Genomic DNA, 26,434 nt, shown 5'->3' on the forward strand with positions numbered 1-26,434 from the left:
GGCGGTTCCGGCCCGCCCGAAGCTTCGGCGGCCCCGCCCCGGTGTCAGTGGCCCGCCGCCGCCATGGCCGCTCCCACGATGCCCGCGTTGTTCTGCAGCTCGGCCGGGACGATCTCGGCCCTGATCCCCTCGATCAGCGGCAGGAACTTGTCGGCCTTGCGGCTCACCCCGCCGCCGATGATGAACAGCTCGGGCGAGAACAGCATCTCCACATGGGCCAAATATTTCTGCACCCGGTGCGCCCAGTGGTGCCAGCTCAGGTCCGCGTCATCCTTGGCCTTCGTGGAGGCGTGCTTCTCCGCCTCGTGGCCGTGCAGCTCCAGATGGCCCAGCTCGGTGTTGGGCACCAGCTTGCCGTCCACGAAGAGCGCGCTTCCGATGCCCGTGCCGAAGGTGAGCAGGAATACGGTGCCCTTGCGGCCCTGGCCGGCGCCGAACGCCATCTCGGCGACGCCCGCCGCGTCCGCGTCGTTGAGGACCGTCGCCCGGAGGTTCAGCCGGTCGCCCAGGACCTGTCCCGCGTCGGTGCCGATCCACGCCTTGTCGACATTGGCGGCGGTACGGATCACGGAGCCGGTGACCACACCGGGGAAGGTGATGCCGACCGGGCCCGACCAGCCGAAGTGCCGGACGACCTCGACCACGCCGTCGGCCACGGCCTCGGGCGTCGCGGGGTGGGGCGTGAGTACTTTGTAGCGCGGCTCGACCAGATCGCCGCGGTCCAGGTCCACGGGTGCGCCCTTGATCCCCGAACCGCCGATGTCCACTCCGAAGACGTTCATGGACACAACGTTACGGCCAGCCGCTGACAGCGACTCCCGGTACGGGCGGACGGGGCATCGGGCGCGGTCGGTACGGGCCCGGGGCGGGAGGTACGGGTCCGGGTACGGGTACGGGGCCGATCGGCGGCCCGGATCGTACCCGTACCCGTACCCGCCTCACTTCTCCGAGAGCGCCGCCGCCTCGGCCCGCAGGTCGCGGCGCAGCTCCTTGGGGAGCGAGAAGGTGATCGACTCCTCGGCGGCCTTGACGATCTCGACGTCCTCGAAGCCGCGCTGCGAGAGCCACTCCAGGACGCCCTCGACCAGGACCTCGGGGACGGACGCGCCCGAGGTGACGCCGACCGTGGAGACCCCGTCGAGCCACGCCTCGTCGATCTCGTCCGCGGCGTCGACCAGATGGGACGCGCCGGCTCCGGCGCCGAGGGCGACCTCGACCAGCCGTACCGAGTTGGAGGAGTTCTTGGAGCCCACCACGATCACGAGATCGGCGTCGGCGCCCATCTGCTTGACCGCGATCTGGCGGTTCTGGGTGGCGTAGCAGATGTCGTCGCTCGGCGGCGCGATCAGCTGCGGGAACTTCTCCTTGAGGGCGTCGACCGTCTCCATCGTCTCGTCGACGGAGAGCGTGGTCTGGGAGAGCCAGACGACCTTCGACTCGTCGCGGACCTCGACGTTGGCGACATCCTCCGGGCCGTCGACCAGCGTGATGTGGTCGGGGGCCTCGCCCGAGGTGCCGATGACCTCTTCGTGGCCGTCGTGGCCGATCAGCAGGATGTCGTAGTCCTCGGAGGCGAAGCGCACGGCCTCCTTGTGGACCTTGGTGACCAGCGGGCAGGTCGCGTCGATGGTGGCGAGCCTGCGCTCGGCCGCCTCCTCGTGGACGACGGGCGCGACACCGTGGGCGGAGAACATGACGATCGACCCCTCGGGGACCTCCGCCGTCCGGTCCACGAAGATGGCGCCCTTGTTCTCCAGGGTTCTGACGACGTATTTGTTGTGGACGATCTCGTGACGGACGTAGATCGGCGCCCCGTACTGCTCCAGGGCCTTCTCCACGGCGATCACGGCGCGGTCCACACCCGCGCAGTAACCGCGGGGGGCGGCGAGGAGGACGCGTTTGCCGGCGCGGCGCGCGGCGTCTCCACTGGGGGTGGCGGCGGGCGACGGGCGGGACGTAGCAGTCATGCCTCCCATCGTAAGGCCGCGCGCGGAGCCGACCGTAAGGCCGTCCACAACAGGCGGAAGTCCCCCCGGCTGCCGAGACTGGCTCTACGCGATCAACGGAGGAGCGCGATGGCCCACACCGACACCGATATCGGCTCCGGAGCGAACAGCGGCGGGGGCGGGAGTGGAAGCGGGGCCGGGGGCGGGGGCGGACTGCGGCGGACGCTGGGCTTCCGCGACCTGGTCGTCTACGGCCTGCTGTTCATCGCGCCCATGGCCCCCGTCGGGGTGTACGGCACACTCGACGCCAGGTCGCACGGGGCGGTGGCCCTGGTCTACGCGGTGGCGACCGTCGCGATGGCCTTCACCGCCTTCAGTTACGCCCAGATGGTACGGGTCGCCCCGCAGGCGGGTTCGGTCTTCGCGTACGCCCGGAAGGGGCTCGGCGAGGGGCCCGGGTTCATCGCCGGGTGGATGGCGATGCTCGACTATCTGCTGATCCCCGCGGTCGCCTATCTCTTCTCCGGGATCGCGATGGAGGCGCTGGTGCCGTCCGTCAACCGGTGGGTGTGGACGGCCATCGCCGTCGTGGTCACCACGCTGCTCAACCTCTGGGGCGTACGGGCGGCCGCGCGGGTCGGGTTCGCGGTGCTCGCGATGGAGATCGTGGTGCTGCTGGTGTTCGTGGTGTCGGCGCTCGTCGTTCTGACGCGCGACGGGGCGACACGCGGCTGGGCGTCGCCGTTCACCGGTGACACGGGGTTCTCGGTGGCGGCGGTGCTGGGGGCGGTGTCGGTCGCGGTGCTGTCGTATCTGGGCTTCGACGCCATCGCCTCGTTCGCGGAGGAGGTGACCGGGGGGTCGCGGCAGGTGGCGCGGGCGGTGCTGTTCTGCCTGGTGCTGGCGGGCGCGCTGTTCATCGCGCAGACCTATCTGGTGGCGCTGCTGGAGCCGTCGACCTCGGCGGAGCTGGCCGCCGACCCCGCGAAGCAGGGGTCGGCCTTCTACGACGCGGTGAACACCTCGGTCGGTACGTGGCTGCACGACCTGGTGGCGGTCAGCAAGGCGATCGGCGCGGCGTTCGCGGCGCTGGCGGGGCAGGCGGCGGCGGGGCGGCTGCTCTTCGCGATGGGGCGGGAGCGGCGGCTGCCGCGCGTGCTGTCGCGCACGGACTCGGGCGTGCCGCGCGTGGCGCTGCTGCTGGCGGCGGTGGTGACGCTGGTGGCGGCGGTGTGGGCGGCGCGGCGCGACGACGGGCTCGACCGGCTGGTCTCGGTGGTGGACATCGGGGCGCTGACGGCGTTCGTGCTGCTGCACGCGTCGGTGGTGGGGTGGTTCGCGGTACGGCGTATGGAGGGGCCGCCGCGCTGGTTCGTTCATGTGGTGCTGCCGGTGATCGGGGCGGGGATTCTGGTCGCGGTGATCGTGGAGGCGGCGGGCTCGGCGCAGTTGGTGGGCGGGATCTGGCTGGTGGTGGGGCTGGTGGTGTTCCTGATCCAGTGGAGACGTGGCGGGCTCGGCGGACCGGGCGGACCGGGCGGACCTGGCGAGTCGGGTGGACCTGGCGAGTCGGGTGAGCCGGGTGCGCTGGGTGCGCCGGGTGCGCCGGGTGATGACTTCCCGGCCGTCGGCAGACCGTCCCCGTAGCGCGGGCCGCGTGACCCCGGCGCCCGTCCCCCGCCCCTGACCCCGGCGCCCGACCCGGTGCGTGCACCCTGTGCGTGATGCTGTGCCGTGATCCCGGTGGCTGTCCGGTGGCGCCGTCCGCGTAGCCGCTCCGGCCGCTTTCCGGGGCGATGTCACAGGCGGCCGATACGCTCCTTCCCATGGCTCTCCAAACGTCCGCAGAAGCCCCGCTGCCCGTGGGCGAGGTGTCGCGGCTCATCGGTGGGTGGATCGACCGGCTCGGCGGCATCTGGGTCGAGGGGCAGATCACCCAGCTCTCGCGCAGACCGGGCGCGGGGGTCGTCTTCCTGACCCTGCGCGACCCGTCGCACGACATCTCGGTGAGCGTCACCTGCTATCGGCAGGTCTTCGACGCGATCGCCGATGTGGTCTCCGAGGGCGCCCGGGTCGTGGTGCGGGCCAAGCCCGAGTGGTACGCGCCGCGCGGGCAGCTGTCGCTGCGGGCCACGGAGATACGGCCGGTCGGTATCGGCGAGCTGCTGGTGCGGCTGGAGCGGCTGAAGAAGTCGCTCGGCGCCGAGGGGCTGTTCGCCGCCGACCGCAAGAAGCCGCTGCCGTTCCTGCCCCAGCTGATCGGGCTGGTCTGCGGGCGGGCTTCGGCGGCCGAGCGCGATGTGCTGGAGAACGCGCGCCGGCGCTGGCCGGCCGTGCGCTTCGAAGTGCGCAACACGGCGGTGCAGGGGGTCAACGCCGTGGCGCAGGTGATCCAGGCGGTGGAGGAGCTGGACGCGCTGCCGGAGGTGGACGTCATCATCGTGGCGCGCGGCGGCGGCAGCGTGGAGGATCTGCTGCCGTTCTCGGACGAGGAGTTGGTACGGACGGTGGCCGCGTGCCGTACGCCGGTGGTCTCGGCCATCGGGCACGAGCCGGACGCGCCGCTGCTGGATCTGGTCGCCGATGTCCGGGCCTCGACCCCGACCGACGCGGCGAAGCGGACCGTGCCGGATGTCGGGGAGGAGCTGGACCGCGTCCAGGCGCTGCGCGACCGCGCGCTGCGGACGGTCCGGGGGCTGCTCGACCGGGAGGAGCGCGGCCTGGCGCACGCGCTGGCCAGACCCGTGATGGAGCGGCCGCACCGGATGGTGGAGGAGCGGGAGGCCGAGGTGACCGCGCTGACCGACCGGAGCCGGCGGGTGCTGCGGCATCAGCTGGACCGGGCGGATTCGGAGCTGTCGCACACCCTGGCACGGGTGGTCGCGCTGTCCCCCGCGGCGACGCTGGAGCGGGGGTACGCGGTGCTCCAGCGGCCGGACGGCACGGTCGTGCGGTCCCCGGAGGAGGTCGGCGCGGCCGAGGAGCTGCGTGCCAGGGTGGCGGAGGGCGAGTTCACGGTGCGGGTCACCGAGTGAGCGGGGCTCCCGCCCCGGCCGCCGGGTGAGCGGCGGTCCGGTGGCGGTCCGGGCCCCCGGCGGGAGGCCGATGTTCCGTCGTCCGCGCGTGGGCGCGGACTCGGCGGATTCACACCTACCAGCGCCCAAACACTGACATGGCCGACGCGGTCGGCACGGTCGGCGCGGCAGAGGCAACCGAGGTAGCAGAGGAAAGGGTCGGACAGTGGCCGATACGGACGAAGGAGCCGCGACGCTCGGTTACGAGCAGGCGCGGGACGAGTTGATCGAGGTCGTACGCAGGCTGGAGGCGGGCGGCACCTCGTTGGAGGACTCGCTGGCGCTGTGGGAGCGTGGCGAGGAGCTGGCGAAGGTGTGCCGGCGCTGGCTGGAGGGCGCGCGCGCCCGGCTGGACGCCTCGCTGACCGGCGAGGCGCCGGAGGCGGACGCGGCGCGGGAGTCGTAGAGGCGCGGCGCGGGAAGCCCGGGGGCGTGGGGAGCCCGTGCGTGCGGGACGGGGCTCGGGCGGCGCGGGGGGCTGTGAAGAGGATCACCAGACCCCATTTTTGTTGAATCTTCACATAACCGCTTGTAGGGTGAAGCCGATCAATTGATCCCCATGCCTCCGGAAGGTGCTTCACACGATGTCCCTCGTACTCGACCCCGCAGCTCAGGACCTCCTCTTCCGCGAGGCCCACACCGCCAACAAGTTCTCGGACGAGCCGGTGACCGAGGAGCAGGTCCAGGCGATCTACGACCTGGTCAAGTTCGGCCCCACGGCCTTCAACCAGTCGCCGCTGCGCGTCGTCCTGGTGCGCTCCCCCGAGGCCCGCGAGCGCCTCGTCGCGCACATGGCCGAGGGCAACCGGGCCAAGACCGCCGCCGCGCCGCTCGTCGCGATCCTCGCCGCGGACAACGAGTTCCACGAGGAGCTGCCCCGCCTCTTCCCGGCCTTCCCGCAGGCGAAGGACGCCTTCTTCAGCGAGCGCACCTCCCGCGAGCAGGCCGCGACCCTGAACGCGTCCCTCCAGGCCGGCTACTTCATCGTCGGCATCCGTGCCGCCGGTCTCGCCGCGGGCCCGATGACCGGCTTCGACCCGGCCGGCCTCCAGAAGGAGTTCCTGGACGGCGACCACACCCCGCTGGCCGTGGTGAACATCGGCAAGCCGGGCGACGACGCGTTCTACCCCCGCTCCCCGCGCCTCGCCTACGACGAGGTCATCACCACCGTCTGAGCCGCGGACCCACCGGACCACCGCCCTGCCGGACCTACGGACCCCCGCGCCACCACTCCGCCGGACCCCCGCGCCACCGGCCGGAAGTCACGGCCCGACAGGCGCGGCCGACCGTCACGGCCCGACAGGCGCGGGACCCACGGCACGACGAGGCCGCCGCACCCTCCGCTCAAGCTCAGGAGGGGCGGCGACCTCGTCCGCGTCCCGGTGGCATCTCACCGGCACGGCGGGCTCAGGACTTGCCGGACTCCAGCGCGGCGGCCATCTCCGCCAGCCGCTCGTACGAGGCGGTGCCGGTCACCACCGTCGTCGCGTCCCCGTCCACGCGGACCAGGGCGTCGTACTTCGGCCCCTTCCAGCGCTGCCAGGTCTCGCCCGCCACCTGCTGCGTCCCGCCGGTGTCCTCGGCCTGCTGGGTGACCTCGGTCACGTACTTCGCCGCGGGTGCCGTGGACTGCTCGACCGCGACGTACTGCCCGTCCGGGGCCAGATAACCGATGTGCCACGCGTCGGCGCTCTGCCTCTTGTACGAGACGGACGTCGGCTTCCAGGTCTCGGCCAGACCCGCCGGCGCCACCACCGGATACGGGGCGGCGCGCCGGGCGGTCGCCAGCTCGACCCGGTAGTCGACGGCCTTCACCGGGTCGGCCTTGTCGTCGTGCGGAATGAACATGTAGATGCCGGCGACGACGAGTCCGATGACCGCCATCGACAGGAACATGTCCCGCACCGTCTGCGTACCTCGCTTGCCTGCCACGCCCCCATCGTCCCATCACGCCGTCGCGCTCATCCGTGGGGCCCTCTGCTCAATCTGACGCGGTGCGGATACAGTCGTATCACCCTCTTTTCCGGCCGTCGCCGTACAGAAAGGTGCGCTCGATGACCGAGCATCAACTGCCCTCACCTCTTGAGGTGTCTCCCGAGGCCCCCGACCGCAACCTCGCCCTGGAGCTGGTCCGGGTCACCGAAGCCGCCGCGATGGCGGCGGGCCGGTGGGTGGGGCGCGGCGACAAGAACGGCGCGGACGGCGCCGCCGTGAACGCGATGCGCACGCTCGTCTCCACGGTGTCGATGAACGGTGTCGTCGTCATCGGCGAGGGCGAGAAGGACGAAGCGCCGATGCTGTTCAACGGCGAGCACGTCGGCGACGGCACCGGCGCCGAGGTCGACATCGCCGTGGACCCCGTGGACGGCACCACGCTGAACGCGAAGGGCATGCCCAACGCGATCGCCGTCCTGGCCGCCGCCGACCGGCACGCCATGTTCGACCCGTCCGCGGTCTTCTACATGGACAAGCTGGTCACGGGCCCCGAGGCCGCCGACTACGTGGACATCAACGCGCCCGTCGCGGTCAATATCCGCCGGGTCGCCAAGGCCAAGCGCTGCGCCCCCGACGATGTGACCGTGGTCGTGCTCGACCGTCCCCGCCACGAGAGCATGGTCAAGGAGATCCGGGAGACGGGCGCCCGGATCAAGTTCATCTCCGACGGCGACGTCGCCGGTTCGATCATGGCCGCGCGCGAGGGCACCGGCGTCGACCTGCTGATGGGCATCGGGGGCACCCCCGAGGGCATCATCTCGGCGTGCGCGATCAAATGCCTGGGCGGCGTCATCCAGGGCAGGCTCTGGCCCAAGGACGCTACGGAGCGGCAGCGCGCGATCGACGCCGGGCATGACCTGGACCGCGTCCTGTCGACCGAGGACCTGGTCGGCGGCGACAACGTGTTCTTCGTGGCGACCGGCATCACCGACGGCGAGTTGCTGCGCGGGGTGCGCTACCGCTCGGAGACCGCCACCACCCAGTCCCTGGTGATGCGCTCCAAGTCGGGAACGATCCGGCAGATCGACTCGACCCACCGGCTGTCGAAGCTGCGCGCCTACAGCGCGATCGACTTCGACCGCGCCAAGTAGCCACCGTACGGACGAAGAGGCACGGGTACGGGTTTCACCGGTACACGCGCCACGAGCACACAGGCGCAGCCAGCGGCACCGGCACAGGAACAGCTACAGCTACAGCTACAGCTACAGCTACAGAAACAGGCACAGGGAAGGGGCACCCCCGTTGTGCGGCGGGGCGCCCCTCCCTGTGCCGCCGGTCCACCGATGGCTCAGCCCGCGGCGGCGATTCTCTCGCCCGCCGAGGCCGCCTTCCTCAGCTCCACCTCGCGCCTCCTGCGGCGCGCCAGCGCCACCCGGCGCTCGGCGGCCGTCAGCCCGCCCCACACCCCGTACGGCTCGGGCTGGAGCAGCGCGTGCTCGCGGCATTCGACCATTACCGGACACCGGGCGCAGACCCGCTTGGCGGCCTCCTCGCGCGCCAGCCTCGCGGCTGTCGGCTCCTTGGAGGGGGCGAAGAACAGCCCGGCTTCGTCCCGGCGGCACACCGCCTCCGAGTGCCAGGGGCCGGCCTGATCCTCCCGAGCGGGACTCCGCTGCGGCGGAACGGCGGCGACCTGCAAGGGCTGATGCGGCAGTTGCAGCACGGTCTACTCCTGACGACGGCTTCGCGAGCGAGAGACGATGAGGCTTTCCCTACCCGCTGTACGCACTCCTATGCAGTGAGTGGTACCCACATCCGGCGTCCTGAACGCGGCACGGAATTGAGGCGCGCGGCTCACGCTGTGGAAATTGGCCTGAAACAACCGAAAACAGCGGGGCCCGTCATGGCGGTAAAAGTTGAAAGCGAAAATTCAACGGCCTAAGGCTCTCCGCGTACCGGTAGCCCCCTCGTACCGGTAGCTCTCCTCGCACCGGAGGCTCTCCTCGCACCGGCGGCTCTCCCCGTAACCGGAGAGACCCGTCAGGAACCGAGATGCTTACGGAGCCGCTCGTTGATCAGATTCGCGATCCGCTTGCCGCGCTTCGGCTTCGCCTCCACATTGCCGAACACCGAGCAGCCGTTCACGATCACGGTCGGCGCGTCCGGATCGGCGGCCTCCAGTGTGACCACCTCGAAATTGCCGAAGACCCCCGTCCCGTTGCCGCGCAGGGAGATGTTCTCGGGGACCCGGATCTCGACATTGCCGAAAATGGACGTCGCGTCGATCACGGTGGTCCGCTGACTGAACAGCGCCTCGGTCAGATCGATCTCGATATTGCCGAAGATCGCGAAGGCGCGGGTCCTGCGGCCGATGCGCCAGCGGCCCTTGCGGGTCGAGCTGCTGAAGACCGCGACCAGGTTCTCCGGGGTCGTGGAATCCTCCGGGCCGTATCCGTACCCGCCCGGCGCGCCCGACGGCACGGCCTGGTGGGGGTGGCCGCCGACCGCCGGCAAGTCACGTACCAGCGGCTCCAGTTCACCGATGGTCTTCGCGCGGTAGACGGAGTCGATCCGCTCGGCGTGCTCGTCGGCGTCGAGGCGCCCCTCCGCCAGGGCCTCCCGGAGGATGTCCGCGATCCTGTCCCGGTCGGCGTCGGAGGCACGGATATCCGCGGGCTCCATCGGCGCGACCGGCTTCTGGGGCTGCTTTTCGAAGTCCACGGCACCAGAGTAGCGAAACGCGATAGATCGCGACCAGGCCCTGTCCCGACGACAGTGCCACGAAGCGTCGAAGCCCGCCCGCAGGGGCACCGGCCGCCCGGCCGAGCCCCCGCCCCCGGCGACTGAGTCCTACCTCACCGGGGCCTCCCCGGGGCATGGCCGGCGCGGCGGCCTAGGCTGGTGGGCGCCGCCGCCAATGGAGGCCGCGTCGCCGTCTGTCGAGTGAGGAATGGCCGTAATGCCAGAGTTTGCGTACTCCGATCTGCTCCCGCTGGGAGAGGACACCACGCCGTACCGGCTGGTGACCGCCGAGGGTGTCTCGACGTTCGAGGCCGACGGTCGTACGTTCCTCAAGGTCGACCCGGCGGCGCTGCGCGAGCTGGCCGCCGAGGCGATGCACGACATCTCGCACTATCTGCGCCCGGCCCATCTGGCCCAGCTGCGCAGGATCGTGGACGACCCCGAGGCTTCCTCGAACGACAAGTTCGTGGCGCTCGACCTCCTGAAGAACGCGAATATCGCCGCGGCGGGGGTTCTCCCCATGTGCCAGGACACCGGTACGGCGATCGTGATGGGCAAGCGCGGGCAGAACGTGCTGACCGAGGGCGGCGACGAGGAAGCTCTCTCACGCGGAATCTACGACGCGTACACGAAGCTCAATCTGCGCTATTCGCAGATGGCCCCGCTCACCATGTGGGAAGAGAAGAACACCGGTTCGAACCTGCCCGCGCAGATCGAGCTGTACGCGACCGATGGCGGCGCCTACAAGTTCCTCTTCATGGCGAAGGGCGGTGGCTCGGCGAACAAGTCGTTCCTGTACCAGGAGACGAAGGCGGTCCTGAACGAGACCTCCATGATGAAATTCCTGGAGGAGAAGATCCGTTCGCTGGGAACCGCGGCGTGCCCGCCGTACCACCTGGCGATCGTCGTCGGCGGCACCTCGGCCGAGTTCGCGCTCAAGACCGCGAAGTACGCCTCGGCGCACTACCTGGACGAGCTGCCCACCGAGGGCTCCCCCACCGGCCACGGATTCCGCGACCAGGAGCTGGAGCAGAAGGTCTTCGAGCTGACGCAGAAGATCGGGATCGGCGCCCAGTTCGGCGGCAAGTACTTCTGCCACGACGTGCGGGTGGTGCGGCTGCCGCGCCACGGGGCGTCGCTGCCGGTCGCCATCGCCGTCTCCTGCTCGGCCGACCGCCAGGCCGTCGCGAAGATCACTGCGGAGGGCGTGTTCCTGGAGCAGCTGGAGAAGGACCCGGCGCGCTTCCTGCCCGACACCACCGACGAGCACCTCGGCGCGGACGACAGTGTGGTGCGGATCGACCTCAACCGGCCCATGGACGATGTCCTGGCCGAGCTGACGAAGTACCCCGTCAAGACCCGGCTCTCGCTCACCGGACCGCTGGTGGTGGCCCGTGACATCGCGCACGCCAAGATCAAGGAGCGGCTGGACGCGGGCGAGGAGATGCCCCAGTACCTGAAGGACCACCCGGTCTACTACGCGGGCCCGGCGAAGACTCCCGAGGGGTACGCCTCGGGGTCCTTCGGGCCGACGACGGCCGGCCGGATGGACTCGTACGTGGAGCAGTTCCAGGCGGCGGGCGGCTCGAAGGTGATGCTCGCCAAGGGCAACCGCTCGAAACAGGTGACCGACGCGTGTGGCGCGCACGGCGGCTTCTACCTCGGCTCGATCGGCGGCCCGGCGGCGCGGCTGGCGCAGGACTGCATCAAGAAGGTCGAGGTCGTCGAGTACGAGGAGCTGGGCATGGAGGCGGTCTGGCGGATCGAGGTGGAGGACTTCCCCGCGTTCATCGTCGTGGACGACAAGGGGAACGACTTCTTCACCGAGCCCGCCCCGGCCCCGACCTTCACCAGCATCCCGGTACGCGGCCCCGGCCTCGCCTGACCGCACGGCTTCCCGCACAGCTCCGACGCACCGGCGCCCGCACCCGAAAGGTGCGGGCGCCGTCGCGTCGGGTGGGCGCCGTCGCTCCGGGCGGGCGTCGCCCGCCCGGCACCATGGCACGGGAACACAATCGATCTCCCGGACGCTCCCCCCAGCAGGAGGTACGAGCACGATGACGACCGACGAGAACCAGTACCGGACCGAGCACGACTCCATGGGCGAGGTACGGGTGCCCTCGTACGCCAAGTGGCGCGCCCAGACCCAGCGCGCGGTGGAGAACTTCCCCGTGTCGGGACAGCGTCTGGAACGCGCCCACATCGAGGCGCTGGCCCGGATCAAGGCCGCCGCCGCCAAGGTCAACGCCGACCTCGGCGTGATCGACCGGGACATCGCGGACGCCATCGGGGCCGCCGCGGCCGAGGTCGCGGAGGGCCGCTGGGACGAGCACTTCCCGGTGGACGTCTTCCAGACCGGCTCGGGCACCTCGTCCAACATGAACACCAACGAGGTGCTCGCCACCCTCGCCACCGAGCGCCTCGGCCGCGACGTCCATCCGAACGACCACGTCAACGCCTCGCAGAGCTCCAACGACGTCTTCCCGTCCAGCATCCACATCGCCGCGACCGCCGCCGTCACCGGCGAGCTGATCCCCGCGCTCGACCATCTCGCCGCGGCGCTGGAGCGCAAGTCCGTCGAGTTCGCCGAGGTCGTCAAGTCGGGCCGTACGCACCTGATGGACGCCACACCCGTCACGCTCGGCCAGGAGTTCGGTGGGTACGCCGCGCAGGTGAGGTACGCCGTGGAGCGGCTGACCGCGTCGCTGCCCCGGCTGGCGGAGCTGCCCCTCGGCGGTACGGCGGTGGGCACCGGCATCAACACCCCGCCCGGCTTCTCCGCCGCGGTCATCGCCGAGGTCGCCCGCGCGACCGGGCTGCCGCTGACCGAGGCCCGCAACCACTTCGAGGCCCAGGGCGCGCGGGACGGGCTGGTGGAGACCTCGGGTCAGCTCCGTACCCTCGGCGTCTCGCTCACCAAGATCGCCAACGATCTGCGCTGGATGGCCTCGGGACCGCGCACCGGGCTGGCCGAGATCAGCCTCCCCGATCTCCAGCCCGGCTCCTCGATCATGCCCGGCAAGGTCAACCCGGTGATCCCGGAGGCGGTCCTGATGGTCGCCGCGCAGGTCACCGGCGCCGACGCGACGGTCGCCGCGGCCGGCGCCGCCGGGAACTTCGAGCTGAACGTGATGCTCCCGGTGATCGCCAAGAACCTCCTGGAGTCCGTGCGGCTGCTCGCCAACGTCTCCCGGCTGTTCGCCGACCGCACGGTGGACGGCATCGTCGCCCATGCCGAGCGGGCCCGTCAGTACGCGGAGTCGTCGCCGTCCGTCGTCACCCCGCTCAACAAGTACATCGGGTACGAGGCCGCCGCCAAGGTGGCCAAGAAGTCGCTCGCCGACGGGACGACGATCCGCGAGACGGTACTGGCCCTCGGCCATGTGGAGCGCGGCGACCTCACCCTGGAGCAGCTCGACGCGGCGCTGGATGTGCTGCGGATGACACGCCCGTAAAATCCCGGTCGCGCGCGCCGGGCGCCGTCGGCCCGTCCTCCGGGCGGACGGCGCCACGGCGCTGACACGCCCTAGGATCTGCGCATGACAGCGACGGTGACCACGGCGGGCGGGCAGGCGGAGGGCGGGCGCTGGGCGCCCGGCGAGCGGATTCTGTGGCGGTACCGCGAGAACGCCGGGGACCGGGTCCACATCTGCCGTCCGGTCACCGTCGTGCAGGACACGGACGAGTTGCTCGCCGCCTGGCTGGCGCCGGATACGCCATGCGTGCGACCGGTGCTGGCGGACGGCACGCCCGTCCACCACGAACCGCTCGCCACCCGCTACACCAAGCCGCGCACCGTGGTGCGCGACCGGTGGTACGGCATGGGCGTGCTGAAGCTGGCGCGGCCCGGCGAGCCGTGGTCCGTGTGGCTGTGGTGGGAGCGCGGCTGGCGCTTCCAGCACTGGTACGTGAATCTGGAGGAGCCGCTGACCCGCTGGTCGGGCGGTGTCGACTCCGAGGACCACTTCCTGGACATCGACGTCTATCCGGACCGCAGTTGGCGCTGGCGCGACGAGGACGAGTTCGCGCAGGCGCAGCGGGACGGGCTGATGGGGCCGGACCAGGCGCGGCGGGTGGAGGCGGCGGGCCGGGCGGCGATCGAGACGATCACCGCGTGGGGCGCGCCGTTCGACGCCGGCTGGGAGCACTGGCGGCCGGACCCGGCGTGGCCGGTGCCCGAGCTGCCCAAGGGCTGGGCGCGGGCCCCGGCACGGCCCGGGTCCGGCGCGCCGGGGAGCCCGTCCGCACCGCCCGGCGCTGAAGCCGGTTCCTCCCCGACGGGGGCTGCCCGACGGCGTGATCGCACGGCACGGCCGCAGCTGCCATGAGACCCTTGATAAGCCCCCAGGGTGCAACCGTAGGATCGTCCTCCGGAACACCGCAGTGGGCAACTGGTGTGCGCCGTAACCCAACTGACCGGTGGTCACAGCGCTTTCACACCACACGTCACACTGTTGACCGGTACGACCGCAGAGCACAACGACCGCACAACACAACGACCGTGAAGTCACTACGAGGGGGTGGAGCCGTGCGTTTCGGCCACCACCCTGTCGATGCCGCCTGCCGAGGGGTAGTTTCACCTGGTGAACGGGGAGGGAGCGGCACCGGCCGCTGCCGGTACGGTCCCCGGTCCACCGTGTCGCCAGTCGAAGCGACCGCCTCGCAGCCCCGGCCCGGACGGACGGAACCCCACGCGTGACGGAGCACCCCCCCTCCCACGAAGGCCGGCAGCCCCTGGTTGCCCGGCCCCAGGAACGTACCCGGCCGCGGCAGGAGGCGGTGCCCGCCTCCGCTCCCGCGCCGCAGCCCGCGGTGCCGGCCCAGGCACCCGACCCCGCCGGGACGGCGCGGCGCGAGGGCGACCGGCTGCGCTTCGTGGGAGCCGCCACCCGCCGGATCGCCCGGGGGATAGACCTGGACGAGATCGTGCTGGGGCTGTGCCGGGCGACCGTACCGACGTTCTCGGACGCCATACTCGTCTATCTGCGCGATCCCCTGCCGGTGGGCGACGACCGTCCCGTCTCGCCGTTCGTGCTGCGGCTGCGCCGCACCGACCGGCTGCGGCTGACCGACGACGACCCCGAGAACGCGCTGGGCGCGGGCGGGCTGCCGCTCCAGATCGCCGAGGGGGTCAGGCTGCCGCTGCTGGACCCGCAGTCGGATGTGATGCCGGCCGCCGAGCTGTGCGAGGTGCGCTCGGGCGGCGCGCTCTCCGAGGTGCTGCGGGGGGTGCGGCCGGTCTTCGGCGACTCGGCGGCGGCGCGGGCCGCGCTGCCCGAGCTGCTGGGCGCGGATCGCACCGTACCGGGCGGACACCGCGCGATCCTCGCGCCGCTGCGCGGCCGGCGCCGGGTCATCGGCGCGGCCGTCTTCCTGCGCAGGCCGGACCGCTCCGCCTTCGAGGCGAACGATCTGCTGGTCGCGGCGCAGCTGGCGACGCACACGGCCCTGGGCATCGACAAGGCGGTGCTGTACGGCCGCGAGGCGTACATCGCCGACGAGCTCCAGCGCACGATGCTGCCGGAGAACCTTCCGCAGCCGACGGGGGTGCGGCTGGCCTCGCGCTATCTCCCGGCCGCCGAGACGGCCCGGGTCGGCGGCGACTGGTACGACGCGATCCCGCTGCCCGGCAGCCGGGTCGCCCTGGTCGTGGGTGATGTCATGGGCCACTCCATGACATCGGCGGCGATCATGGGCCAGCTGCGGACCACCGCGCAGACCCTGGCCGGACTCGATCTGCCGCCGCAGGAGGTCCTGCACCATCTGGACGAGCAGGCGCAGCGGCTCGGTACGGACCGGATGGCGACCTGTCTCTACGCGGTGTACGACCCGGTCGCGCACCGCATCACCATCGCCAACGCCGGCCATCCGCCGCCCATACTGCTGCATCTGGGCGGCCGGGCCGAGGTGCTCCGGGTGCCGCCGGGGGCGCCGATCGGGGTCGGCGGGGTGGACTTCGAGGCGGTCGAGCTGGACGCGCCCGCCGGGGCGACGCTGCTGCTCTACACGGACGGGCTGGTCGAGTCGCGGCTGCGGGACGTCTGGACGGGGATCGAGCAGCTGCGGGAGCGGCTCGCCGCCACCGCCCAGCTGACCGGGCCGGACCACGCGCCGCCGCTGGAGGCGCTCTGCGACGATGTGCTCGATGTGCTGGGCCCCGGTGACCGGGACGACGACATCGCGCTGCTCGCCGCCCGTTTCGACGGGATCGCGCCGAGCGACGTGGCGTACTGGTCGCTGGATCCGGAGGACGCGGCGCCGGGCCGGGCCAGGCGGCTGGCCAGACGGGCGCTGGCGCGCTGGGACCTGGAGGAGCTGAGCGACTCGGTCGAGCTGCTGATCAGCGAGGTGGTGACGAACGCCGTGCGGTACGCGGAGCGTCCGGTGACGCTGCGGCTGCTGCGTACGGACGTACTGCGCTGCGAGGTCGGGGACGATTCGCCGCAGCTGCCCAGGCAGCGGCGGGCCCGTGACACCGACGAGGGCGGGCGCGGTCTGTTCCTGGTCAACCGGCTGGCGCGGCGCTGGGGCGCGACCCGGCTGTCCAGCGGCAAGGTGGTCTGGTTCGAGCTCACGACCAGGCCGCCGTCGCCGACGTAGCCGGCCGGACTCCGCACCCCGTATCGGACACCTGGCGACAAGCGGCACAGAGCCGTACATATGTTGCCGACAAGGTGTCGGGGAGGTTAGCTGGGGCAGGCGGCCGTAGTGACCGCTGCCTCAGCCCGGGCCCGGCCCGGGCTCCTCACGACGGGAGGACACTCGTGACCGCGTCATCCCCCCAGCCCCCCAAGGCGCCTTACACGACCAACAACGTCGGTATCCCGGTGGAGAGCGACGAACACTCGCTCACCGTCAGTCCCGACGGCCCCATCCTGCTCCAGGACCACTACCTCATCGAGAAGATGGCCCAGTTCAACCGGGAGCGGGTACCGGAACGGGTGGTCCACGCGAAGGGAGCCGGTGCGTACGGCGTCTTCGAAGTGACCAATGACGTCAGCCAGTTCACCAAGGCGGACCTCTTCCAGCCGGGCAAGCGCACCGAGATGCTGGCCCGCTTCTCCACGGTCGCCGGTGAGCTCGGCTCGCCCGACACCTGGCGCGACCCCCGCGGCTTCGCGCTGAAGTTCTACACGGAACACGGCAACTACGACATGGTCGGCAACAACACGCCGGTCTTCTTCGTGCGCGACCCGATCAAGTTCCAGGACTTCATCCGCTCGCAGAAGCGCCACCCGGCCACCGGGCTGCGCAACAACGACATGCAGTGGGACTTCTGGACGCTGTCGCCCGAGTCCGCGCACCAGGTGACCTGGCTGATGGGCGACCGGGGCATCCCGAAGTCCTTCCGCCACATGAACGGCTACAGCTCGCACACCTACATGTGGGTGAACGGCGCGGGCGAGCGGTTCTGGGTGAAGTACCACTTCAAGACCGATCAGGGCATCGACTGTCTCACCCAGGCGGACGCCGACGAGATGGCGGGTTCCGACGCCGACCATCACCGCCGCGATCTGTACGAGTCGATCGAGTCGGGGAACGCGCCGACCTGGAGCCTGAAGGTCCAGATCATGCCGTTCGAGGCGGCGGCCGACTACCGGTTCAACCCGTTCGACCTCACCAAGGTGTGGCCGCACGGCGACTACCCGCTGATCGATGTCGGCCGGATGACCCTCAACCGGAATCCGGACAACTTCTTCGTCCATATCGAGCAGGCCGCCTTCGAGCCCTCGAACCTGGTGCCGGGCATCGGCCCGTCGCCGGACAAGATGCTGCTGGGCCGCCTCTTCTCGTACCCGGACACGCACCGCTACCGGATCGGTCCGAACTACACCCAGCTGCCGCCCAACAGGCCCCATTCGCCGGTGAATTCGTACGCGAAGGACGGGCCGATGCGGTACGAGGCGTCGAACGCGGCGATGCCGTACGCGCCGAACTCGTACGGCGGCCCGGCGGCGGACACCGAGCGGTTCGGTGAGCCGGCCGGATGGGAGTCGGCGGGCGAGATGGTGCGCGAGGCGTACAAGCTGCACCGCGAGGACGACGACTGGGGCCAGGCCGGCACCCAGGTCAGGCAGGTGCTGGACGACGTGCAGCGCGAGCGGCTGGTGTCGAACGTCAGCGGGCACCTGAAGCAGGGCGTGTCGCGGCCGGTGCTGGAGCGCGCGTTCCAGTACTGGCGCAACATCGACAAGAACATCGGTGACCGGATCGCCGCGCAGGTGAACGGCGGCTGAGCCGCGCCGGGAGAGGTACCCGAGCGGTGGGTACGACGGTGGTACGCAGACGGGCCCCGCGCATCTCGTGCGCGGGGCCCGTCGTCACCACAGGTTCGGCCCCCGGTCCTGGCCGGCCCCCTCCGTGCCGCCGTCGCCGCCGCCGGTCTCCTCGCCGCCGCCCGGTTCGGTGGGCTCGCCCGTCTCCCCCGGATCGGGGTCGGGTGCCGTGGGCGACGTGGTGGTCACCGGCGGGGAGGTGGTCGGGGTGCTCGTCGTCGGGGTGGGGTCCGGCTCCGGCTCGTCGCTCTCGCTCGGCGAGAGGGTGGGCGTGGGGGTGGTCTCGGGTGTCGAGGTGCTCGGGGTCACCGACGGGAGGATCTTCTCGGGCTCGGCGATGTCGAGGTCGAACGCGGCGTCCGAGCCGCCGTTCAGCGCGCCGAGGGTGTAGTCCGCCCAGATCCTGGCGGGGAAGCCGCCGCCGTTCGCCCGGCCGGAGTTGGCGGTGCCGGTCAGGGTGACCTGTCCGCCGCCCTCCTTGGTGGCCTCGCCGAACAGCGCCACGACCGTGGTGAGCTTGGGGGTGTAGGCGGCGAACCACGCGGACTTGTTGTTCTCCGAGGTGCCGGTCTTGCCCGCGGCCTGGTAGTCGGTGGTGTTCGCCTCCTGGCCCGAGCCGTTCTTCACGACGCCCTGGAGCACATGGGTGACGGTGTCGGCGGTCTGGCGGCTGACGACCTGCTTGCCGACCGCTTCGGGCGTGGTGAGCGTCTCGCGGTCCTTGTGCTCCGCGGACTTCACGATGACCGGGGTGACCTTCTTGCCGTGGTTGTTCAGGGTCGCGTACGCCCCGGCCATGTCCCAGGTGGAGGCGTTCATCGTGCCCAGGGTGATCGCGGGCCGTTCGGGGAAGCCCTTGTCCGGCATGCCCAGGTCCAGGGCGGTCCGCTTGACCTTCGCGGGGCCGACGTCCACGACCATCTGCGCGAAGACGGAGTTGATGGAGAGGTTCATCGCCTTCTGGACGTCGACGGTGCCGTAGTCGCGGTCGTCCTCGTTCTGCGGGGCGAAGGGGGTGTCGCTGCCGACGACGGGCCGCTTGCTGGTGCCGTCGTACGTCGTGGCCGTTCCGATCCTGCGGCCGTCCTGGGTCTCGGAGCCGTTCTCCAGGGCGGAGGCGAACACCAGCGGCTTGAAGGTGGAGGCGGGCTGGTAGTCGGAGCGGGTGGCGTTGGATATCCAGTGCTCGGTGGCGCTGACCCCGCCGTACAGCGCGACGACGTGGCCCGTCCCCGGGTCGACGGAGGTGGCGCCCGCCTGGACGGTCGCGTCCGTCTTGTTCTTCTTGCGGTCGATCTTGCTTTCGAGCTGCTCGTCGACGGCCTTGACCAGTGCTTTCTGCTTCTTCTTGTCGACGTTGAGCGTGATGGTCCAGCCGCCCTTGGCGATCTGCGCCTTGTCGACGCCCCGCGCGGCCAGTTCGTCGTCCGCGGCCTCGACCAGATAGCCGGTCTGGCCCTCCATCCCGGGGGCCGCCTTGGGCTCGTCCGGTACGGCGAACTTCAGGCCCGGGCGCTCCGAGGCGCTCAGCCAGCCCTTCTCGACCATGTTGTCGAGGACGTAGTTCCAGCGCTGCCCGACGAGCTTCCTGGAGTGGGGGGTGGCCGTGGTCCAGTCGTACTGGTTGGGCGCCTGGAGGAGCGCGGCGAGGTACGCGCCCTGCGAGACGCTGAGGTCGACGGCGTCGACACCGTAGTACGCCTGCGCGGCGGCCTGGACGCCGTACGCGCCGCGGCCGTAGTAGCTGGTGTTGATGTAGCCGGCGAGGATCTCGCTCTTGGTCATCTTCCGGTCGACCTTGAGGGAGATCACCAGCTCCTTGAGCTTGCGGGTGACCGTCTGGTCCTGGGTCAGGAAGTAGTTCTTGACGTACTGCTGGGTGATGGTCGAGCCGCCCTGCTTGCCCTTGCCGGAGAGGGTGTTGAGGACGCCGCGCGCCGTGCCCTTGAGGTCGACGCCGTTGTCGCTGTAGAAGCTCTTGTTCTCGGCGGCGACAAAGGCGTGCTGGACCTTGGCGGGTATTTTGTCCAGCCCGACTATCTCGCGGTTGACCTGGCCGGTGCGGGCCAGGATCGTGCCGTCGCTGTACTTGTAGACGTTGCTCTGCATCTCGGCCTGGGCGTTGGCGTCCGGCACCGGGACCATCAGATAGACCACGAACAGACCGCCCATGGCGAGCAGGGACAGACCGAAGAACGTCCCGAGCATCTTCTTCCACGTGAAGAGGCGGCGTATGCCGCCCTTCCTGGCCGTGCGGGGCGCAGCGTGCTGCCCCGCCCGTCTGGCTTCCGCTCGGCCCATCGCCGTGTCGCTCCGCTCTCGGTTCTCGCCGTCAGGTCTCGTGCGCCGCTCACCCACCGGAATCAGCTCAGAAAGCTAACACCGCTCCCTATGACAAAGGGCGACCGATCCGATCTTTTAGGACGTGACAATCAGCACCCATCACACCGGAACCGACTCACGGCAGGCCGGGAGGGTTGCGGAGTGCGTTAATGTGTAATCACAATGCTAGCTACCGCCGAAGGGCGGTACAGGCGAGGAAACGGGGTACGCAGATGACTTCCACCAGCACGTCCACAGCCGTGAGGGCCGACGAGGCACCCGAGATGCCCGCGCCGCGTGTGCGCGAGGTCTCCGCCCACAGCGTCGGCGGCGGACTGGCCCTGCTGCTCGGGCTGGCGGGGCTCGCCGGGGCGGCGGGGCTGATCGCGGCGGGCTCCACGATGAGCTCCGCAGCGCCGAAGGGGATTCTGATCACGCTCGGCGTGCTGATCGGGATCGTCGCCTTCTTCGCGATGTGCGGGCTGAACACGGTGGCACCGGGCGAGGCGCGGGTCGTCCAGCTGTTCGGCCGCTACCGCGGCACGATCCGCACCGACGGGCTGCGCTGGGTCAACCCGCTCACCTCCCGCGCCAAGATCTCGACCCGGGTGCGCAACCACGAGACGCCGGTCCTCAAGGTCAACGACGCCTACGGGAACCCGATCGAGCTGGCGGCGGTCGTGGTCTGGAGGGTCGAGGACACCGCGCAGGCCCTGTTCGAGGTGGACGACTTCCTGGAGTTCGTCTCCACCCAGACCGAGGCCGCCGTGCGCCACATCGCCATCGAGTACCCGTACGACGCCCATGACGAGGGCGGCCTCTCGCTGCGCGGCAACGCCGAGGAGATCACCGAGAAGCTGGCGGTCGAACTGCGCGCCCGGGTCGAGGCGGCCGGGGTCCACATCATCGAGTCCCGCTTCACGCACCTCGCGTACGCCCCGGAGATCGCCTCGGCGATGCTCCAGCGCCAGCAGGCGGGCGCCGTCGTCGCGGCCCGCCGGCAGATCGTGGACGGCGCCGTCGGGATGGTCGAGGCCGCGCTGACCCGGCTGACCGAGGAGGACATCGTCGAGCTGGACTCCGAGCGCAAGGCGGCGATGGTCAGCAATCTGCTGGTCGTGCTCTGCGGGGACCGGGCGGCCCAGCCGGTCGTGAACACTGGCACGCTTTACCAGTGAGCGAACGCAAGCAGGTCCTCCTGCGCCTGGATCCGACGGTGTACGACGCGCTGGCCCGCTGGGCCTCGGACGAACTGCGCAGCGCCAACGCGCAGATCGAGTTCGTGCTCCGCCGGGCCCTGGCGGAGGCGGGCCGGCTGCCGTCGAACGCAGCGCCGATCCCGCGCCGGGGCCGGCCGCCGAAGAACGCCCCCGGCGGCGGGGAGCGGGACCGCGAGCAGCCCTGAGCGGCCGGCGCGGAGGGTCCGGGACGGCCGCCGGGCCGGCGGCCATGGGCCCCACCCTCTTCTATACATCGAGTGTATAGACGGCGTGTAGGGTGCCCGGTATGTCAATCGGTCACACCCTCCTCGGGCTCCTGGAGTCGGGACCGCGCCACGGCTACGACCTGAAGCGCGCCTTCGACGTCCAGTTCGGCCACGACCGCCCCCTCCACTACGGGCAGGTCTACTCGACCATGTCCCGGCTGCTGAAGAACGGCCTCGTCGTCGTCGACGGCGTCGAGTCCGACGGCGGTCCCGAGCGCAAGCGGTACGCGATCACCGACGCCGGGATCACCGACGTCGAGCAGTGGCTCGCGCAGCCGGAGAACCCGGACCCGTACCTCCAGTCGACCCTCTACACCAAGGTCGTCATCGCCCTGCTCACCGGCCGCGGCGCCGCCGAACTGCTGGACATCCAGCGGGCCGAGCATCTGCGGGCCATGCGCGACCTGACCGCGCGCAAGCGCGTCGGCGACCTCGCCGACCGGCTGATCTGCGACCACGCGCTGTTCCACCTGGAGGCGGATCTGCGCTGGCTGGAGCTGACCGCCGCCCGGCTGGAGCGGCTCGCGGCGGAGGTACGCCGATGACGCCCGACGGCTCCCTGCTCGTGGCGGACGGCCTGCGCAAGGCGTACGGGCCCACCCCCGCGCTCGACGGCGCGACGTTCTCCATCCATCCCGGCGAGGTCGTCGCCGTCATGGGCCCCTCGGGCTCCGGCAAGTCGACCCTGCTGCACTGCCTGGCCGGGATCGTCCGCCCCGACTCCGGCACCGTCACCTACCGGGGCCGCGAACTGACCGCCCTGTCCGACGCCGATCGCTCCGCCCTGCGCCGTACGGAGTTCGGCTTCGTCTTCCAGTTCGGCCGCCTCGTACCGGAGTTGACGTGCGTGGAGAACGTGGCGCTGCCGCTGCGCCTGGCCGGTGTGAGGCGCCGGGCGGCCGAGCGCACCGCGCTGGAGTGGCTGGAGCGCCTGGAGGTCGACACCCTGGCCGCCAAGCGGCCCGGCGACGTCTCCGGCGGCCAGGGCCAGCGCGTCGCGGTCGCCCGCGCCCTCGCCACCTCCCCCCGCGTGATCTTCGCGGACGAACCCACCGGCGCGCTCGACTCCCTCAACGGCGAGCGGGTGATGGAGCTGCTGGCCGAGGCGGCGAGATCCACCCACGCCGCGGTCGTCCTGGTCACCCACGAGGTGCGGGTCGCCGCCTACTCCGACCGCGAAGTCGTCGTACGCGACGGGAAGCTCCGCGACCGGGAGTACGCGATATGAAACCGCCCGTCGACCCCGCCGCCCCCCTCGCGCCCCCGGCGGGCCCGCCCGTCGGCGGCGGGCCGCGCGCCTGGTGGCGCGAGCTGGGGCTCGGGGTACGGTTCGCCGTCACCGGCGGCCGGGAGGGATGGACCCGCACCGCGCTGGTCGCCCTGGGCGTCGGACTGGGCGTCGCCCTCCTCTTCATCGCCTCGTCCGTACCGCATCTGATCGAGGAGCGCGCCCGGCGCGCGGACGCGCGGGTCTCCGCCGTGGACGCCCCCGGCACGAAGGCGGAGCGCTCGGACACCACACTCCTCGTGGCCGACGCGTCGACCGAGTACCGGGGCGACACCGTCAACGGCCGGCTGCTGCGCCCGGACGGCTCGCGTCCCTCGCTGCCGCCCGGAGTCGCGCGGCTGCCGGGACCGGGCGAGATCGTGGTCTCCCCCGCCCTGCGCGACCTGCTGGACTCCCCCGAGGGCGCCCTCCTCCAGGAGCGGCTGGACCGGCGGGTCACCGGCACCATCGGCGCCGAAGGACTGCTGGACCCCGGCGAGCTGTACTACTACGCGGGCAGCGACACCCTCACCGAGGGCGGCGGAGCACAGCGCACCGACGGCTTCGGATTCCTCTCCGTGCAGGAGCCGACGGACCCGCTGCTGGTGCCGCTGATCGTCATGGTCTGTGTGGTGCTGCTGGTCCCGGTGGCGATCTTCATCGCCACCGCCGTCCGCTTCGGCGGCGAGAGCAGGGACCGCGGGCTGGCCGCGCTGCGGCTGGTGGGCGCGGACATCCGGATGACGCGGCGGATCGCCGCGGGGGAGGCGCTGTTCGGCGCGGGGCTCGGGCTGCTGGTCGGGCTCGGGCTGTTCCTGGCCGCCCGTCCGCTGGCGGGCGGGGTGCGGCTGTGGGGCGTCAGCGCCTTCGCCGCCGATCTGGTGCCGGGCGCCGCGCTGGCCGGGCTGGTCGTGGTCGCCGTACCGGTGGCCGCCGTGGCGGTGACGCTGATCGCGCTGCGCTCGGTGACGATCGAACCGCTCGGGGTGGCACGGGGCTCCGCCGCCCGGGGGCGCAGGCTGTGGTGGCGGCTGCTGATGCCGGCCGCCGGAGTGGGACTGCTGTACCTGATCGGGTCGACCCACGACCGGCGTTACGGGATCGACCCGTACCCCCTCGCGCTCGGCGCGACCCTGGTGCTGGTGGGGCTGGCCACCCTGCTGCCCTGGCTGGTCGAGTCCGTCGTCCGCGGACTGCGCGGTGGTCCGGTGCCCTGGCAGCTCGCCGTGCGCCGGCTCCAGCTGGGCAGCGGCTCGGCGGCGCGGGCGGTCAGCGGGATCACCGTGGCCGTCGCCGGGGCCATCGCCCTCCAGATGGTGTTCGGCGGGATGCACGAGGAGTTCGTCCGGCCCACCGGCCAGGACCCGGCACGGGCCGACATCTCCGTCATCGCGGACGTCGGCAGCGCGGAACTGACCCGGCGGATGGCCGATGGCCTCCGCGCCACCGAGGGGGTCGCCAGGGTCATCGTCACGGCCGAGGGCTATGTCGTCCGGCCGGGCCCGGTGCGCGGGGACATCCAGCCCACCACCGGCGTGACCGTCGGCGACTGCGCCACCCTGCGCGAACTCGCCCGGCTGCCGTCCTGCGCGGACGGCGACACCTTCGTCTCGCACCTCCCGCACGACAAGGAGCAGAACGACTGGATGGACCGGACGGCCCGGCCGGGCAAGCCCGTCGACCTCAACGCCTCCTCCGGGGACGACGGCTCGAAGCCGGAGCTGTGGACGCTGCCAGCGGCGACCCCGACGGTGGTGGCCAGGAAGGACGGGCTCGGCCGCGAGACCCACGGCATCCTCGCCACGCCCGGCGCCCTCGACCCGAGCCGGCTGGCCCTGGGCAGCACGACCGCGGCGCTGCGGGTCGACCCCGGGGTCCCGGACGCCGAGGAGTACGTACGCAACACCGTGGCCCGTATCGATCCGGCCATACGGGTGGCCACGGTCAAGGCCGTGGACCGCGACAAGCAGTACGCCAGCATCCAGACCGGCCTGCTGGCCGGCGGCACCGCCACGATGGCGCTGATCGCCGCGAGCCTGCTCGTCTCCCAGATCGAGCAACTGCGCGAGCGCAGAAGGCTGCTGTCGGTGCTGGTCGCCTTCGGCACACGCCGGTCGACGCTCGCCTGGTCGGTGCTGTGGCAGACCGCGGTGCCGGTGGCGCTCGGTACGGCGCTGGCGATCGCCGGCGGGCTGACGCTCGGGAGCGTCGTCCTCGGCATGCTCGGCAAACCGCTCGCCGACGGATGGGTCTTCCTGCCTTTCGCGGGCGCCGGCGTGGCGGTGATCACGCTGGTGACGCTGGTCTCCCTGCCGCCGCTGTGGCGGATGATGCGGCCCGACGGGCTGCGCTCGGAGTGACACCCGGTGGCGTCGCCACCCGGACCGGAAGCTCCCGCAGCGCCTCGCGCAGGGCGGCGGCGAACTCCTCGAACTCGGCGGCCCGCGCCGCGCCCGTCCGCATCGCCAGCGCGATCCGGCGTGCGGGCGCGGGGTCGGCGAAGTACCCCGTCGCGAGCCGGTCGGCGCGGCCGGTCTCGACCCGTACCGCCGTACGCGGCAGCAGCGTGACGCCGAGGCCGCCCGCGACCAGCTGGACGAGGGTGGACAGGCCCGCGGCCGTGGTGGTCACGGGCGCCCCGTCGGCGCGGCCCGCCTCCCGGCAGATGTCGAGTGCCTGGTCGCGCAGGCAGTGTCCTTCGTCGAGCAGCAGCAGCGGCAGCTCGCGCAACGCGGCGCGCGGCAGGTCGCGGCGCCCGCCGAACTCATGGCCGTCAGGGGCGACCAGGACGAAGTCCTCTTCGAACAGGGGCAGTTCGGTGACGGCGGGCTGTCCGAGCGGCACGGCGAGCAGCAGCAGGTCCAGCCGCCCGGCCGTCAACCCCTCCAGCAGGGACGACGTCTGTTCCTCGTGCACCTGGAGATCGAGCGCCGGATAGCGCTCCTGCACCAGCCGCAGCACCGAGGGCAGCAGATACGGCGCCACGGTCGGGATCACGCCGAGCCTGAGCACCCCGGTGAAGGGCGCCCGTACCGCCTCGGCCTCGTCCAGCAGCGCCCCCACCGCGTGGAGCACCGCCTGCGCCCGCGCCGCGAGCCGCTCACCGGCCGGGGAGAGCAGCACCCTGCGTGTCGTACGCTCCACGAGCTGCACGCCGAGCACCTCCTCCAGCGCGGAGAGCGCCCCGGAGAGCGCGGGCTGGCTCATCCCGATCGCGGCGGCCGCGTCCCGGAAGTGCAGGTGTTCGGCGACGGCGGCGAAGGCGCGCAGCTGGGAGAGGCTCGGCTGCTTGGCGCGCGGGAGGGCCTGCGCCGGGGGGCGGCCGGTGTGCCCCTGCTTTACGACCATCGTCCTGCCACCACTGCGTCACCCTCACTGATAGGTAC

Annotated in this window: 22 protein-coding genes; 15 read left to right on the top strand and 7 right to left on the bottom strand. The window is 71.5% G+C overall.

Going from position 1 to position 26,434, the window contains the following annotated elements:
• Nucleotides 1-44 precede the first annotated feature (44 nt).
• Both ppgK and ACFY6S_RS13625 read right to left on the bottom strand, forming a co-directional pair.
• Nucleotides 45-782, bottom strand: coding sequence for a polyphosphate--glucose phosphotransferase (ppgK, locus tag ACFY6S_RS13620; protein ID WP_388815476.1), 738 nt, complete (start codon nt 780-782; stop codon nt 45-47).
• A 156-nt stretch (nt 783-938) separates the two neighbouring features.
• Nucleotides 939-1,967, bottom strand: a complete 1,029-nt coding sequence (locus ACFY6S_RS13625) for a 4-hydroxy-3-methylbut-2-enyl diphosphate reductase (protein ID WP_388815478.1) — start codon at nt 1,965-1,967, stop codon at nt 939-941.
• A gap of 108 nt (nt 1,968-2,075) precedes the next feature.
• Between ACFY6S_RS13625 and ACFY6S_RS13630 the strand changes: the two genes are divergently transcribed.
• From ACFY6S_RS13630 to ACFY6S_RS13645, 4 genes are all read left to right on the top strand, one after another.
• Nucleotides 2,076-3,593: an APC family permease gene (locus ACFY6S_RS13630; protein WP_388815480.1), complete on the top strand. Its 1,518-nt coding sequence runs from the start codon at nt 2,076-2,078 to the stop codon at nt 3,591-3,593.
• A gap of 179 nt (nt 3,594-3,772) precedes the next feature.
• Entirely contained in the window at nt 3,773-4,981 is a 1,209-nt protein-coding gene (gene xseA / locus ACFY6S_RS13635; RefSeq protein ID WP_388815482.1) for an exodeoxyribonuclease VII large subunit, read from the top strand.
• Nucleotides 4,982-5,186: 205 nt separating this feature from the next.
• On the top strand, nt 5,187-5,426 hold the full coding sequence (locus tag ACFY6S_RS13640) for an exodeoxyribonuclease VII small subunit (RefSeq protein ID WP_388815484.1): 240 nt from the start codon (nt 5,187-5,189) through the stop codon (nt 5,424-5,426).
• Between the two features lie 178 nt (nt 5,427-5,604).
• Nucleotides 5,605-6,195: a malonic semialdehyde reductase gene (locus ACFY6S_RS13645; RefSeq protein WP_388815486.1), complete on the top strand. Its 591-nt coding sequence runs from the start codon at nt 5,605-5,607 to the stop codon at nt 6,193-6,195.
• A 232-nt stretch (nt 6,196-6,427) separates the two neighbouring features.
• On the opposite strand, the gene ACFY6S_RS13650 is transcribed toward ACFY6S_RS13645, so the two are convergent.
• The gene (locus ACFY6S_RS13650) at nt 6,428-6,952 is read right to left on the bottom strand and encodes a DUF4245 domain-containing protein (RefSeq protein ID WP_388815488.1); all 525 of its coding nucleotides are present in this window, start codon (nt 6,950-6,952) and stop codon (nt 6,428-6,430) included.
• Between the two features lie 122 nt (nt 6,953-7,074).
• Between ACFY6S_RS13650 and glpX the strand changes: the two genes are divergently transcribed.
• Nucleotides 7,075-8,106 (top strand): class II fructose-bisphosphatase, encoded by a 1,032-nt coding sequence (gene glpX / locus ACFY6S_RS13655; RefSeq protein ID WP_388815490.1) that lies wholly within the window; start codon nt 7,075-7,077, stop codon nt 8,104-8,106.
• A gap of 197 nt (nt 8,107-8,303) precedes the next feature.
• Here glpX and ACFY6S_RS13660 read toward each other — a convergent pair whose 3' ends face one another.
• Together ACFY6S_RS13660 and ACFY6S_RS13665 are read right to left on the bottom strand one after the other, a co-directional pair.
• Nucleotides 8,304-8,678 (bottom strand): WhiB family transcriptional regulator, encoded by a 375-nt coding sequence (locus ACFY6S_RS13660; RefSeq protein ID WP_114621584.1) that lies wholly within the window; start codon nt 8,676-8,678, stop codon nt 8,304-8,306.
• A gap of 317 nt (nt 8,679-8,995) precedes the next feature.
• On the bottom strand, nt 8,996-9,676 hold the full coding sequence (locus ACFY6S_RS13665) for a DUF1707 domain-containing protein (RefSeq protein ID WP_388815493.1): 681 nt from the start codon (nt 9,674-9,676) through the stop codon (nt 8,996-8,998).
• Between the two features lie 238 nt (nt 9,677-9,914).
• Between ACFY6S_RS13665 and ACFY6S_RS13670 the strand changes: the two genes are divergently transcribed.
• The 5 genes from ACFY6S_RS13670 (at nt 9,915) to ACFY6S_RS13690 (ending at nt 17,934) form a co-directional block, all read left to right on the top strand.
• Nucleotides 9,915-11,582, top strand: a complete 1,668-nt coding sequence (locus ACFY6S_RS13670) for a fumarate hydratase (RefSeq protein ID WP_388815495.1) — start codon at nt 9,915-9,917, stop codon at nt 11,580-11,582.
• A 172-nt stretch (nt 11,583-11,754) separates the two neighbouring features.
• Entirely contained in the window at nt 11,755-13,152 is a 1,398-nt protein-coding gene (locus ACFY6S_RS13675) for a class II fumarate hydratase (protein ID WP_388815497.1), read from the top strand.
• A gap of 84 nt (nt 13,153-13,236) precedes the next feature.
• Nucleotides 13,237-14,025: a DUF402 domain-containing protein gene (locus tag ACFY6S_RS13680; RefSeq protein ID WP_388815499.1), complete on the top strand. Its 789-nt coding sequence runs from the start codon at nt 13,237-13,239 to the stop codon at nt 14,023-14,025.
• Between the two features lie 367 nt (nt 14,026-14,392).
• A complete protein-coding gene (locus ACFY6S_RS13685; protein WP_388815501.1) occupies nt 14,393-16,297 on the top strand; it encodes a SpoIIE family protein phosphatase in 1,905 nt (634 codons plus the stop codon).
• 164 nt (nt 16,298-16,461) lie between these two features.
• Complete coding sequence (locus tag ACFY6S_RS13690) at nt 16,462-17,934, top strand: catalase (RefSeq protein WP_388815503.1); 1,473 nt, start codon at nt 16,462-16,464, stop codon at nt 17,932-17,934.
• Between the two features lie 84 nt (nt 17,935-18,018).
• On the opposite strand, the gene ACFY6S_RS13695 is transcribed toward ACFY6S_RS13690, so the two are convergent.
• Nucleotides 18,019-20,274, bottom strand: coding sequence for a transglycosylase domain-containing protein (locus ACFY6S_RS13695; RefSeq protein WP_388815505.1), 2,256 nt, complete (start codon nt 20,272-20,274; stop codon nt 18,019-18,021).
• Between the two features lie 254 nt (nt 20,275-20,528).
• Here ACFY6S_RS13695 and ACFY6S_RS13700 point away from each other — a divergent pair, with 254 nt between their 5' ends.
• The 5 genes from ACFY6S_RS13700 (at nt 20,529) to ACFY6S_RS13720 (ending at nt 25,408) form a co-directional block, all read left to right on the top strand.
• Nucleotides 20,529-21,473 (top strand): SPFH domain-containing protein, encoded by a 945-nt coding sequence (locus tag ACFY6S_RS13700; protein ID WP_388815507.1) that lies wholly within the window; start codon nt 20,529-20,531, stop codon nt 21,471-21,473.
• Nucleotides 21,470-21,700, top strand: coding sequence for a hypothetical protein (locus ACFY6S_RS13705; protein ID WP_388815509.1), 231 nt, complete (start codon nt 21,470-21,472; stop codon nt 21,698-21,700). Before ACFY6S_RS13700 ends, ACFY6S_RS13705 begins: the two co-directional genes overlap by 4 nt.
• A gap of 101 nt (nt 21,701-21,801) precedes the next feature.
• Nucleotides 21,802-22,326: a PadR family transcriptional regulator gene (locus ACFY6S_RS13710; RefSeq protein ID WP_388815511.1), complete on the top strand. Its 525-nt coding sequence runs from the start codon at nt 21,802-21,804 to the stop codon at nt 22,324-22,326.
• Nucleotides 22,323-23,009, top strand: coding sequence for an ABC transporter ATP-binding protein (locus ACFY6S_RS13715; protein ID WP_388815513.1), 687 nt, complete (start codon nt 22,323-22,325; stop codon nt 23,007-23,009). The genes ACFY6S_RS13710 and ACFY6S_RS13715 overlap by 4 nt, the downstream gene beginning before the upstream one ends.
• A complete protein-coding gene (locus tag ACFY6S_RS13720; RefSeq protein ID WP_388815515.1) occupies nt 23,006-25,408 on the top strand; it encodes an FtsX-like permease family protein in 2,403 nt (800 codons plus the stop codon). Before ACFY6S_RS13715 ends, ACFY6S_RS13720 begins: the two co-directional genes overlap by 4 nt.
• On the opposite strand, the gene ACFY6S_RS13725 is transcribed toward ACFY6S_RS13720, so the two are convergent.
• Nucleotides 25,335-26,396, bottom strand: a complete 1,062-nt coding sequence (locus ACFY6S_RS13725) for a LysR substrate-binding domain-containing protein (RefSeq protein WP_388815516.1) — start codon at nt 26,394-26,396, stop codon at nt 25,335-25,337. The two genes, ACFY6S_RS13720 and ACFY6S_RS13725, sit on opposite strands and share 74 nt — an antisense overlap.
• Between the last annotated feature and the right edge of the window lie 38 nt (nt 26,397-26,434).

It is taken from the genome of Streptomyces sp. NPDC012835, assembly GCF_042900885.1.
Taxonomy (GTDB): domain Bacteria; phylum Actinomycetota; class Actinomycetes; order Streptomycetales; family Streptomycetaceae; genus Streptomyces.